Source organism: Streptomyces scopuliridis RB72, assembly GCF_000718095.1.
GTDB lineage: Bacteria > Actinomycetota > Actinomycetes > Streptomycetales > Streptomycetaceae > Streptomyces > Streptomyces scopuliridis.
Window position 1 is genome coordinate 356,382 of record NZ_JOEI01000009.1, and the last position, 12,555, is coordinate 368,936.

Here is a 12,555-nt window from a genome sequence, read left to right on the forward strand (position 1 = left end):
TCCTCGACTCGTCTCCTGCGAATCCCCCGTCCCTGTCCGAGGGGTCCCGGTGACTATCCACCACCGTGTGACGCCGGTCACCCTTACGTTCATTTCGTTCATATGAATCCGGCCAGGCATTCTTGTTTCATGCATCTGCCGCGCCCCCGCAGTCTCGCCGCCCAGCTCTTCGCGATGCAGGTCGTGCTGGTCGCGGCCGTCGTCGCGGGCTGCGCGCTCTTCGCGTTCGTCACCGGTCGCGCCCATACGGACGAGACCGCGCGCAAGCAAGTTCTGGCCACGGCGCACGCGCTCGCCGACTCGCCGTCGGTACGGGAGGCCATCCGTACCCCCGATCCGAGCGCCGCACTCCAGCCGTACGCGGAGCGCGTACGGCTGGACACCGGCATCGACTTCATCACGATCATGAACCCGGAGGGGATCCGCTGGACGCACCCCGACCCGGCGCAGATCGGGATGCCCTTCCTGGGCCGTACGGCGCCGGCGCTGCGCGGGGAGACCTTCACCGAGACGTACACCGGCACGCTCGGCCCTTCGGTCCGGGCGGTCACTCCGGTACGGGACGGCGACCGGATCACCGGTCTGGTCAGCGTCGGGATCACCGTGGACCGGATCTCCAGCGAGGTCACCGAGCAGGTCAGAGTGCTTGCCCTGGCGGCGGGCGCGGCGCTGGCGCTCGGCGGACTGGGTACGTATGTGATCAACGCGCGGCTGCGCCGGCACACCCACGGGATGAACGCGGCGGAGCTGAGCCGGATGCACGACTACCACGAGGCGGCGCTGCACGCCGTGAGCGAGGGGCTCCTGATGCTCGACGGCGGGCGCAGGATCGCGCTCATGAACGACGGCGGGCGCGAGCTGCTCGGTCTGGACGATTCCGCTGTGGGCCGTCCCATCGCCGAGCTGGGGCTGCCCGTACCGCTCACCGGCGCGCTGCTGGCCTCGGAACCGCGGGTGGACGAGGTGCATATGACCGCCGACCGGATCGTGGTCGTGAACACGCGACCGGTGGTCGGCGGGGAGCAGCGCGGTACGGTCGTCACCTTGCGCGACCACACCGAACTCCAGGCGTTGTCGGGCGAGTTGGACTCGGAGCGGGGCTTCACCCAGGCCCTGCGCTCACAGGCGCACGAAGCGGCCAACCGGCTGCACACGGTGGTGTCGCTGATCGAACTGGGACGGGTGGAGCAGGCGGTGGAGTTCGCCACGGCGGAGCTTGAGCTGGCACAGGCGCTCACGGACCGGGTGGTGGGCGCGGTCGGTGAGCCGGTCCTCGCGGCCCTGCTGCTGGGGAAGGCGGCGCAGGCCAATGAACGCGGTGTGGAGCTGGAGCTCGCCGAGGACAGCCGGATCGACGACGGCGTCCTCCCCTCGACGCTGCCGGCGCGCGATCTGGTGACCATCCTGGGCAATCTGATCGACAACGCGATGGACGCGGCGCAGGGCGGCGAGGGCGCGCGGATCACCGTGACGGCGCTGGTGGAGGACGGCGAGCTGCTGCTGGGCGTACGGGACACCGGAGCCGGGGTGGCTCCCGGAGACATGGACGAGGTGTTCCGGCGCGGCTGGTCGACCCGGGGTCCCGGGCGCGGCCTCGGCCTGGCGCTCGTACGGCAGGCGGTGCACCGCGCGAACGGGACGGTGAAGCTCGCGGAGGGGCCGGAGGGCGGCGCGGAGTTCACCGTACGGCTGCCGCTGGCCGGCCGGCCGGTCCCCGCCAGAACCGCCCACGACGGGTTGGAGGCGGCCCGGTGAGCGCCGGCCCCACGGGACCGGCAGGTCCCGCCGACCCAGCCGGTCCCAGAGGCCCCGGTGATACGGCGATCCGTGTCCTCGTGGTCGAGGACGATCCGGTCGCGGCGGACGCCCATCAGCTGTACGTCGGCCGGGTGCCCGGCTTCGCCGTCGCGGGCGTCGCCCACTCCCGGGTGGAGGCCGGCCGGCTGCTGGAGCGTACGGACATCGATCTGATCCTCCTCGACCTGTACCTCCCGGACGGGCACGGCCTCCAGCTCCTGCGCAGCCTGCGGGCCGGCGGGCACCACGCGGATGTCATCGCGGTCACCTCGGCGCGCGATCTCGCGGTGGTACGGGAAGGCGTGTCGCTCGGGGTCGTCCAGTACGTACTGAAACCCTTCACCTTCGCGACGCTTCGCGACCGGCTCGTCCGGTACGCCGAGTTCCGGGCGGCGGCCGGTGAGGCGAGCGGCCAGGAGGAGGTGGACCGGGCGCTCGGCGCGCTGCGGGCGCCGCAGCCCTCCTCGCTGCCGAAGGGACTCAGCGCCCCGACGCTGGAGGCGGTGACCCGTACGCTGCGCGCGTCGGCCACGGGTCTGACCGCCACCGAGGCCGGGGCCAAGGTGGGGATCTCCCGGATCACCGCGCGCCGCTATCTGGAACATCTGGTCACCAACGGGCGGGCGCAGCGCAGTCCCCAGTACGGCCAGGTCGGACGCCCCGAGTTGCAGTACCGCTGGCTCCCCTCGGCCCGCTGACCGGCCCGCGATCCGGGCGAGCCGTACCGACGGCCACCCCTGCGGCCGTACGCCGGGGCGCCAACTAATGGACCCTGCACGGGGATTGACCTTGGTAATGGCCCAGTCCTACGGTCGCCGGGCAGCCCACTGTGGCTCAGAGGAGGTCGTGCCCGTGCGCCCCACCGCCCCGCTGGTCCTCGTCGCCGTGCTCGCCGCCGGTTCGCTCACGGCGTGCGGCGGCGGCTCAGGCAGCGATCCCGACACCGTCAAGGTCGCCTACAACCGCTCCACGGACAACAAGATCCGCTTCAAGGACAACTATCTGGAGTCCGTGAAGCAGCAGTTCGAGAAGGCGCATCCGGGCAAGAAGGTCGAACTCATCCCGATCCAGGCCCCGGACAACGACTACGCCACCAAGGCGCAGCAGATGATGCGCTCCCCGAAGACCGCCCCGGACCTGGTCTACGAGGACACCTTCCGGATCAACTCCGACATCAAGGCCGGCTATCTGCGCCCGCTGGACGACTACCTGTCGAAGTGGGCCGACTGGGACCAGTTCGTGGACACGGCGAAGTCGGCGGCCAAGGCGGAGGACGGCAAGACGTACGGGGTCCCCGACGGCACCGACACCCGCGGCCTCTGGTTCAACAAGGAGATCTTCGCGAAGGCGGGCCTGCCCGCCGACTGGCAGCCCAAGAACTGGGCGGAGATCCTGGACGCGGCCCGTACCGTCAAGCGCGAGGTCCCCGGGGTCATCCCGCTGAACGTCTACACCGGCAAGGGCCCCGGCGAAGCCGCCGTGATGCAGGGCTTCGAGATGCTGCTGTACGGCACGGGCGCCGATCCGCTCTACGACGCGTCCGCCAAGAAATGGGTGGCCGGCGGCAAGGGTTTCCAGGACGCGCTGGGCTTCGTACGGACGGTGTACGGCGAGAAGCTCGGCCCCGATGTCTCCGACGCCCTCGACCCCAACGTCGGTACGCGCGTCGCCACGGAGTGGTTCCCGGACGGGAAGCTGGCGATCTCCCTCGACGGATCCTGGATGGGCCAGAACTGGATCAACAAGGGCCCCAAGGAGTGGCCGGACTGGTCGAAGGATCTCGCGCAGACACCGATGCCGACGCAGCACGGGCAGGCACCGGGCAAGGTGTCGATGTCGGGCGGCTGGACGTGGGCGATCCCGTCGAAGGCCAAGAATCCCGATCTCGCCTGGGAGTTCATCAAGACCCAGCAGACCAAGGAGAACGCGGTCGAGTGGGACATCGTCGGCGCGCAGATCGCCGTACGCAAAGACGTGGCGGCCGATCCGCGCTACCTCAAGTCCATGCCGGGCATCGAGTTCTTCACCGGGCTGGTCGAGTTCACGCACTACCGCCCGGCGCTGCCCGTCTATCCGCAGGTCTCCACGGCGATCGGCGAGGCGATGGAGACGGTGACGACAGGTGACGGCTCGCCCGAACAGGCCGCGAAGGAGTACGACGACCAGCTGAAGACCCTCACCGACGGCGCGGTGGTCAGCAGGTGAGCACCGCGCACGCGGGCCGTCAGCAGGGCCGGCTGTGGCGCTGGGTCCCGCTGGCTCCCGCCACGCTGCTGCTGGTGCTCTTCCTGGCCGGCCCTATCGCCTACTGCGTCTGGATCGCCTTCACCAACACCCAGCTGACCGGCTCGTCCTCCTCGGACTTCGTGGGCCTGGCGAACTTCCGCCGGGCCTTCGCCGACGAGAACTTCCGTAACGCCGTCTGGCTGACGCTGGTCTTCACCTTCGTCTCCTCCATCGTCGGCCAGAACACCCTGGGACTCGCGCTCGCCGGCCTGATGCGGGCCGCGTCCCGGCCGGTCCGCACGCTCACCGGCGCCCTCGTCATCGCCGCGTGGGTACTGCCGGAGATCGTCGCGGCGTTCCTGCTCTACGCCTTCTTCCGCCGCGAGGGCACGCTCAACGCGATCCTGGACTGGCTCCAACTCCCCTCCCAGAACTGGCTGTACACCCTGCCGATCCTGGCGGTGTCCTTCGCCAATGTCTGGCGCGGCACGGCGTTCTCCATGCTGATCTACTCCGCCGCGCTCTCCGAGATCCCCAAGGACATCACGGAGGCGGCGCAGGTCGACGGCGCGAGCGGGGCGCGCAGGCTCTGGCACATCACCCTGCCGATGATCCGCCGCTCCATCGGCACGAACCTGATGCTCAACACGCTCTCCACCCTCTCCGTCTTCGGCCTGATCTGGGCGATGACGCGCGGCGGCCCCGGCAACCGCAGCCAGACCCTCCCGGTCTTCATGTACGACCAGGCGTTCCAGAAGAGCCTGATCGGCTACGGAACGGCGGTCGCGCTGCTCCTTCTGCTGGTCGGCTCGCTCTTCTCCCTCGTCTATCTGCGCCTGATGAGGGTGGAGGTCTGACGTGCTGAACCGACGCGCCCGCGCCCGCCTCTCGGCGGACGCCGCGCTCCTCCTGACCGCGGCCGCGTTCGCCCTGCCGCTGCTCTGGCTGGCCCTCGCCTCGGTCGACGCCGACGCGGATCTCCGCGTACGGGCGCCCTCGTCGCTCACCGGCGACAACTTCACCGCGGTCCTGACCGACGAGATCACCTTCACGCCGATGCTCAACAGCCTGCTGCTGTGCGGCAGCGCGACGATCCTGACCGTGGTCTGCGCGGCGCTCGCGGCGTACCCGCTCTCCCGCTACCGCTCGCGCTTCAACCGGCCGTACTTACTGACGATCCTGTTCACGACCTGCCTCCCGATCACGGCGATCATGGTTCCGGTGTACGGACTGTTCGTCCAGGTCGACCTCATCGACACCACGTACGGCACGTCCCTCTTCCTCGCCACGTCCCAACTGCCTTTCTCCATCTGGCTGATGAAGAACTTCATGGACGGGGTACCGACGGTCCTCGAAGAGGCGGCCTGGACGGACGGGGCGTCGAACTTCCAGACGCTGACGCGGGTGGTGCTGCCGTTGATGGGGCCGGGGGTGACCGTGGTGACGATCTACACCTTCATCCAACTGTGGGGGAACTTCTTCGTCCCGTTCATGCTGCTGCTGACCCCGGACCAACTGCCCGCGTCCGTCTCGATCTTCACGTTCTTCGGGAACTACGGGTCGGTGATCTACGGTCAGCTGGCGGCGTTCTCGATCTTGTACTCGGCGCCGGTACTGATCCTGTACGTGCTGATCTCGCGGCGGCTGGGGGGAGGGTTTGCGCTGGGTGGCGCGGTGAAGGGGTGACGGGTCGCCTCCCGGCGGGGGGTCGTGGTGCGGTGCGCCTCCCGGCGGGGGGTCGTGGTGCGGTGCGCCGTCCGGCGGGGGTACGGGGTGCGGTGCGCCGTCCGGCGGGGGGTCGTGGTGCGGTGCGCCGTCCGGCGGGGGGTCGTGGTGCGGTGCGCCGTCCGGCGGGGGTACAGGTACGTGCGTCGCGGTGCCGGGTGCCGGGGCGGTGCGCCGTCCGGCGGGGGTGCGGGTGCGTCGCTGGTGCCGGGTGCCGGGGCCTCCGGAGGTCCGTGTCCGGACTGCTTTCCTCACCGCGCTCCGCGCGAGCTGCGACGCTTTACGTCCGGACACGCACCGAGTGGGCCGGTGCGGGATGGTGCGGTCACCCCGCGCACGGACCCGTCGCTTGTGCGGGCGGTGAAGGGGGGCGCGCAGGGGTCGTGTCCGGGACACTAAAGCGTGATTTGTGGCGCGTGACCGCCCGAACCCATCGTCAGGGCTGCTGCCCGGCCCCGCCGCACAACGCACCCTCAGAACACCGACTCCGCCTCGAACATCCTGTTCTCCGGCACCGTCTTCAGCTGCGTCACCGCCTCCGCCAGCGGCACCATCTCCACCGCCGTCCCCCGCAGCGCCGTCATCCGCCCGAACTCCCCCCGGTGCGCCGCCTCCACCGCGTGCCAGCCGAACCGTGTCGCCAGCACCCTGTCGTACGCCGTCGGCGTACCCCCGCGCTGGACGTGGCCCAGGATGACCGGCCTGGCCTCCTTGCCGAGGCGGCGCTCCAGCTCCGCCGCCAGTACGTTGCCGATGCCCCGGAAGCGCTCGTGGCCGAACTGGTCGATCTCGCCCTTGCCGTACTCCATGGAGTCCTGCGCCGGATGCGCGCCCTCCGCGACGCAGATGACCGCGAACTTCTTGCCGCGCGAGAACCTCGCCTCGACCATCTTGACCAGGCTGTCGACCTCGAAGGGCCGCTCCGGCAGACAGATCCCGTGCGCGCCGCCCGCCATCCCGGACTCCAGCGCGATCCAGCCCGCGTGCCGGCCCATGACCTCGACGACCATGACCCGCTGGTGGGACTCGGCGGTGGTCTTGAGCCGGTCGATCGCCTCCGTGGCGACCGTCACCGCGGTGTCGAAGCCGAAGGTGCGGTCCGTGGAGTAGATATCGTTATCGATGGTCTTGGGGACGCCGACGACGGGCATCCCGGCGTCGGAGAGCAGCCGCGCCGCGGTCAGCGTGCCCTCGCCGCCGATGGGGATGAGCGCGTCGATGCCGTACCGGCGGGCCAACTCGGCGCAGTTCTCCGCCGCTTCGCGGAGCCGGCCGCGCTCCAGCCTGGCCGAGCCGAGGATCGTACCGCCACGGGCCAGGATGCCGCTGACGGCGTTCAGGTCCAGTGGCCGGAAGTGGCCGTCGAGCAGCCCCTTGAAGCCGTCCTCGAAGCCGATGACCTCATCTCCGTGCCCGGTCATGGCCCGGTGCACGACCGAACGGATCACTGCGTTGAGGCCCGGACAGTCGCCGCCTGCGGTGAGAACTCCGATACGCATCGTGCTGTGTCTCCTGCTCGCTAGTGCTCGCCAGTGCTGTGCTTGTCCGGGAAAGGAGAGCCCCGGGCGTGAGCGGTCCGATCCTCCCATGCGTGATCGGGGCCACGTGCCGACCGCTCGGGCGGCGATCGCGGCTCCGGCGGTTTCGCCGGGCGGTGCCCGGATACCCGGTCAGGGGGTCCGTTCGGCGGGCGGGACGGGTCCGACCTGGGGTTTTCCGGCGTCGGACGGTGTCTCGTACTCCCCGGGCGACCTAACCACCCCCGGAGGTATTGTCAAGAGGGCATTGCCACCCTAACGGGAATTGTTGTTCACAGGAGCCGGGACCTCCTAACGGCCCGCGGGGCCGCCCCGTCGGGGTGGGACGTCCCCTGAGCAGGGACGGGAGAGCACGCGTGACACGCAGCGTGTACGTGACCGGGATCGACCGCGGGGACGGCCGCCAGGTCGTGGAGCTGGGAGTCATGGAGCTACTGACCCGCCAGGTGGACCGGGTGGGGGTCTTCCGTCCGCTGGTCCATGACGGTCCTGACCGGCTCTTCGATCTGTTGCGGGCCCGCTACCGGCTATCACAGGATCCGGCGACGGTGTACGGGCTCGACTATCACGAGGCGTCCGCGCTCCAGGCCGAGCGGGGCACCGACGAGTTGGTCTCGCGGCTCGTCGAGCGGTTCCACCGGGTGGCTCGGGAGTACGAGGTGGTGCTCGTGCTCGGTACGGACTTCGCGGCGACGCAGCTGCCCGACGAGCTCTCGCTCAACGCCCGGCTCGCCAACGAGTTCGGCGCGTCCGTGATACCCGTGGTGGGCGGCAAGGGGCAGACGGCCGAGTCCGTACGGGCCGAGGCGCGCAACGCCCACCGCGCGTACGAGGTGCTGGGCTGCGATGTGCTGACCATGGTCGTCAACCGCGTGGCCGCCGAGGACCGCGAGGCGATCGCCGAAGGACTGGCGGCGCAGCTCCCGGTCCCCTGCTACGTGCTGCCGGACGAGCCGGCGCTCGCGGCCCCGACGGTCGCGCAGATCACCGCGGCGCTGGGGGGCACGGTGCTGCTCGGGGACGATTCGGGTCTGGCCAGGGACGCGCTGGACTTCGTCTTCGGTGGCGCGATGCTGCCGAACTTCCTGGGCGCGCTGACCCCCGGCTGCATGGTGGTCACCCCTGGGGACCGCGCCGATCTGGTCGTGGGGGCGCTCGCCGCCCACTCCGCGGGCACGCCGCCCATAGCGGGGGTGCTGCTCACGCTCGACGAGCGGCCCGGGGACTCCATACTGACCCTGGCCGCGCGGCTCGCGCCCGGTACGCCGGTGGTCTCGGTGCCCGGCCGCTCCTTCCCCACCGCCGCCGAACTCTTCGGCCTGGAGGGGAAGTTGAACGCCGCGACGCCCCGCAAGGCGGAGACCGCGCTGGGTCTGTTCGAGCGGCATGTGGACACCGCCGCGCTGCTGGCCCGGATGTCGGTGGCCCGCAGCGGCCGGGTGACACCGATGATGTTCGAGCACGAACTGCTGGAGCAGGCCCGCGCGCACCGCCGTCGTGTCGTACTGCCCGAGGGCACCGAGGAGCGGGTGCTGCGCGCCGCCGATGTGCTGCTGCGCCGCGATGTGTGCGAGCTGACGCTCCTCGGCGACACGGACGTCATCCGGAAGAAGGCGGCCGACCTCGGTATCGATCTCTCCGCGACGCAGCTGATCGATCCGGCCACCTCCGAGCTGCGTCAGCGCTTCGCCGAGCGGTACGCGGAACTGCGGGCCCACAAGGGCGTGTCGGTGGAGCTTGCGTACGACGTGGTGGCGGACGTCAACTACTTCGGCACGCTGATGGTGCGGGAGGGGCTGGCCGACGGCATGGTCTCCGGCTCCGTGCACTCGACGGCCGCGACCATCCGCCCAGCCTTCGAGATCATCAAGACCCGGACGGACGCCTCCATCGTCTCGTCGGTCTTCTTCATGTGCCTCGCCGACAAGGTGCTGGTGTACGGCGACTGCGCGGTGAACCCGGACCCGGACGCGGCGCAGCTCTCGGACATCGCCGTCCAGTCCGCCGCCACCGCCGCCCGCTTCGGGGTCGAGCCGCGGATCGCGATGCTCTCGTACTCCACGGGTACGTCGGGCTCGGGCGCGGATGTCGACAAGGTGCGCGAGGCCACGGAGCTGGTGCGCGGGGCGCGGCCGGATCTGCGGATCGAGGGGCCGATCCAGTACGACGCGGCGGTCGAGCCGTCCGTCGCGGCGACCAAGCTGCCCGAGTCGGAGGTGGCGGGCCGGGCGACGGTGCTGATCTTCCCGGACCTGAACACCGGTAACAACACCTACAAGGCCGTGCAGCGCTCGGCCGGCGCCGTGGCCGTCGGCCCGGTGCTCCAGGGACTGCGCAAGCCGGTCAATGACCTGTCGCGCGGGGCTCTCGTGCAGGACATCGTGAATACGGTGGCGATCACGGCGATCCAGGCGCAGGGCGAGGGCGCGTGAGCCCCGCCGCCTCCCGCGATGACGATGACCACGACTCCATGACGACGACAGAAGGCCGACAGCCCGTGACCGCGCACACCCCCGCCACCCGAGTCCTTGTCCTCAACTCCGGTTCCTCGTCGGTGAAGTACCAGCTGCTGGAGATGCGGGACAGCTCCCGGCTCGCGGCCGGCCTGGTCGAGCGCATCGGTGAGGAGACCTCACGGCTGGTGCACACCCCGCTGGCCGAGGGGCTCGGCGGGAAGCGTGAGCGTACGGGGAGGATCGCCGACCACGCGGCGGCGCTGGAGGCCGTCGCGGAGGAACTGGCGCGCGACGGGCTGGGGATCGACTCCCCCGATCTGGCTGCCATCGGCCACCGGGTCGTCCACGGCGGGCTGAAGTTCAGCGAGCCGACGGTCGTCGACGACGCCGTGCTGAAGGAGATCGAGCGGCTGGTGCCGGTGGCGCCGCTGCACAATCCGGCGAACCTGACCGGTATCCGTACGGCGCGGCAACTCCGTCCCGATCTGCCGCAGGTCGCGGTCTTCGACACCGCGTTCCACACGACGATGCCGGAGCACGCCGCGCGGTACGCGATCGACACGGCGACGGCCGACGCGCACCGTATCCGCCGCTACGGCTTCCACGGCACGTCGCACGCGTATGTCTCCCGGAAGACCGCCGAGTTGCTCGGCAAGGATCCGTCCGAGGTGAATGTGATCGTCCTGCATCTCGGCAACGGCGCGTCGGCGTCCGCCGTCGAGGGCGGGCGGTGCGTGGACACCTCGATGGGGCTGACTCCGCTGGAGGGGCTGGTGATGGGGACGCGTTCCGGGGACATCGATCCCGCGGTCACGTTCCATCTGAAGCGTGTGGCCGGAATGTCCGTTGACGAGATCGATGAACTTCTGAACAAGAAGAGCGGTCTGGTCGGCCTCTGCGGGGACAACGATATGCGGGAGATCCGGCGCAGGGTTGACGAGGGCGACGAGCGGGCGGCGCTCGCATTCGACATCTATATCCACCGGTTGAAGAAGTACATCGGCGCCTATACCGCGGTGCTCGGCCGGGTGGACGCGGTGGTCTTCACGGCGGGTGTGGGTGAGAACGCGGCACCGGTGCGGGAAGCTGCCGTCGCAGGTCTGGAGAGTCTGGGCCTGGCGGTGGACGCGGAGCGCAATACCGTACGTTCCGACGAGCCGCGGATCATCTCGCCGGAGTCCGCGGGGACCGTGGTGGCCGTGGTCCCGACGGACGAGGAGCTGGAGATCGCTCGGCAGACCTTCGCACTGGTCGGCGAGGATCGAACGATCGACGCCTGAGCGGCCACCCGCCCATTTGTACTTTCCACCAGACGGAATATTCCGCATCGAAACAAACCGATAGGATCCGCCTCATGCGCCGTTCCAAAATCGTCTGCACACTGGGCCCCGCCGTCGACTCGTACGAGCAGCTGAAGTCGCTCATCGAGGCCGGTATGAACGTGGCCCGACTCAACATGAGCCACGGAAGCCACCCGGAGCACCAGGAGCGGTACAACCGCGTGCGGAAGGCGGCCAAGGACACCGGCCGCGCCGTGGGTGTCCTCGTCGACCTCCAGGGCCCCAAGATCCGTCTGGAGACCTTCGCCGAGGGCCCGGTCGAGCTGGTGCGCGGTGACGAGTTCACCATCACCACCGAGGATGTCGCCGGCGACAAGTCGATCTGCGGCACCACCTACAAGGGCCTGCCCGGCGATGTCTCCAAGGGCGACCAGATCCTGATCAACGACGGCAACGTCGAGCTGCGGGTGGTCGAGGTCGACGGCCCGCAGGTCAAGTCCATCGTCATCGAGGGCGGGGTGATCTCCGACCACAAGGGCATCAACCTGCCGGGCGCGGCGGTCAATGTCCCGGCCCTGTCCGAGAAGGACATCGAGGACCTGCGCTTCGGTCTGCGGATGGGCTGCGACATGGTCGCGCTCTCGTTCGTCCGGGACGCGCACGACGTGCTGGACGTCCACAAGATCATGGACGAGGAGGGCCGCCGGGTCCCCGTCATCGCCAAGGTCGAGAAGCCGCAGGCGGTCGCCAACATGGAGGCCGTGGTCGCGGCCTTCGACAGCGTCATGGTGGCGCGGGGCGACCTGGCCGTCGAGTACCCGCTCGAAAAGGTCCCGATGGTGCAGAAGCGGCTGATCGAGCTGTGCCGCCGCAACGCCAAGCCGGTGATCGTGGCGACCCAGATGATGGAGTCGATGATCACCAACTCCCGCCCCACCCGCGCCGAGGCGTCCGATGTCGCGAACGCGATCCTGGACGGCGCGGACGCGGTCATGCTCTCCGCCGAGTCCTCGGTGGGCGCGTACCCGGTCGAGACGGTCAAGACGATGTCGAAGATCGTGGTCGCCGCCGAGGAGGAGCTGCTCTCCAAGGGCCTCCAGCCGCTGGTCCCGGGCAAGAAGCCGCGTACCCAGGGCGGTTCGGTGGCCCGCGCCGCCTGTGAGATCGCGGACTTCCTGGGCGGCAAGGCGCTGGTCGCCTTCACCCAGTCCGGCGACACGGCCCGCCGTCTCTCCCGCTACCGCGCGGCCCAGCCGATCCTGGCCTTCACGACGGACGAGTCGACCCGCAACCAGCTGACCCTGAGCTGGGGCGTGGAGTCCTTCATCGTGCGCTGGGTGAGCAGCACGGACGAGATGGTCGAGCTGGTGGACGAGGAGCTGCTGAAGCTCCAGCGCTACAGCGAGGGCGACGCCATGATCATCACGGCCGGCTCCCCTCCCGGCGTCCCGGGCACCACGAACATGGTCCGCGTCCACCACTTGGGCGGCGGTGGCCGCGACTGACGACACCGTCGCTCCGGCCCCTGAACGA

At 69.9% G+C, this 12,555-nt stretch carries 9 protein-coding genes; 8 read left to right on the forward strand and 1 reads right to left on the reverse strand.

Going from position 1 to position 12,555, the window contains the following annotated elements; genetic code table 11:
- The first annotated feature begins 129 nt into the window (after positions 1-129).
- The 5 genes from IF11_RS0114210 (at position 130) to IF11_RS0114230 (ending at position 5,709) form a co-directional block, all read left to right on the forward strand.
- The gene (locus IF11_RS0114210; protein ID WP_051745884.1) at positions 130-1,755 is read left to right on the forward strand and encodes a sensor histidine kinase; all 1,626 of its coding nucleotides are present in this window, start codon (positions 130-132) and stop codon (positions 1,753-1,755) included.
- 68 nt (positions 1,756-1,823) lie between these two features.
- Positions 1,824-2,495 (forward strand): response regulator, encoded by a 672-nt coding sequence (locus IF11_RS0114215; protein WP_030351927.1) that lies wholly within the window; start codon positions 1,824-1,826, stop codon positions 2,493-2,495.
- Between the two features lie 97 nt (positions 2,496-2,592).
- Positions 2,593-4,002, forward strand: coding sequence for an ABC transporter substrate-binding protein (locus IF11_RS0114220; protein ID WP_051745885.1), 1,410 nt, complete (start codon positions 2,593-2,595; stop codon positions 4,000-4,002).
- Positions 3,999-4,880 (forward strand): carbohydrate ABC transporter permease, encoded by an 882-nt coding sequence (locus IF11_RS0114225; protein WP_051745886.1) that lies wholly within the window; start codon positions 3,999-4,001, stop codon positions 4,878-4,880. The genes IF11_RS0114220 and IF11_RS0114225 overlap by 4 nt, the downstream gene beginning before the upstream one ends.
- Position 4,881: 1 nt before the next feature.
- On the forward strand, positions 4,882-5,709 hold the full coding sequence (locus IF11_RS0114230; protein WP_030351930.1) for a carbohydrate ABC transporter permease: 828 nt from the start codon (positions 4,882-4,884) through the stop codon (positions 5,707-5,709).
- Between the two features lie 512 nt (positions 5,710-6,221).
- Here IF11_RS0114230 and IF11_RS0114235 read toward each other — a convergent pair.
- Positions 6,222-7,247, reverse strand: coding sequence for an ATP-dependent 6-phosphofructokinase (locus IF11_RS0114235; protein ID WP_030351931.1), 1,026 nt, complete (start codon positions 7,245-7,247; stop codon positions 6,222-6,224).
- A 395-nt stretch (positions 7,248-7,642) separates the two neighbouring features.
- On the opposite strand from IF11_RS0114235, the gene pta reads away from it, so the two are divergent.
- The 3 genes from pta (at position 7,643) to pyk (ending at position 12,527) form a co-directional block, all read left to right on the forward strand.
- Positions 7,643-9,718 (forward strand): phosphate acetyltransferase, encoded by a 2,076-nt coding sequence (gene pta, locus IF11_RS0114240; RefSeq protein ID WP_030351932.1) that lies wholly within the window; start codon positions 7,643-7,645, stop codon positions 9,716-9,718.
- 38 nt (positions 9,719-9,756) lie between these two features.
- A complete protein-coding gene (locus IF11_RS0114245; protein WP_051745907.1) occupies positions 9,757-11,022 on the forward strand; it encodes an acetate kinase in 1,266 nt (421 codons plus the stop codon).
- 74 nt (positions 11,023-11,096) lie between these two features.
- On the forward strand, positions 11,097-12,527 hold the full coding sequence (gene pyk / locus IF11_RS0114250) for a pyruvate kinase (RefSeq protein ID WP_030351934.1): 1,431 nt from the start codon (positions 11,097-11,099) through the stop codon (positions 12,525-12,527).
- Positions 12,528-12,555 lie beyond the last annotated feature (28 nt).

Coding starts and splice junctions, on each gene's coding strand:
- IF11_RS0114210 (WP_051745884.1), top strand. CDS start 130: ATGCATCTGCCGCGCCCCCGCAGTCTCGCCGCCCAGCTCTTCGCGATG.
- IF11_RS0114220 (WP_051745885.1), top strand. CDS start 2,593: ATGGCCCAGTCCTACGGTCGCCGGGCAGCCCACTGTGGCTCAGAGGAG.
- IF11_RS0114235 (WP_030351931.1), bottom strand. CDS start 7,247: ATGCGTATCGGAGTTCTCACCGCAGGCGGCGACTGTCCGGGCCTCAAC.
- IF11_RS0114245 (WP_051745907.1), top strand. CDS start 9,757: ATGACGACGACAGAAGGCCGACAGCCCGTGACCGCGCACACCCCCGCC.
- pyk (WP_030351934.1), top strand. CDS start 11,097: ATGCGCCGTTCCAAAATCGTCTGCACACTGGGCCCCGCCGTCGACTCG.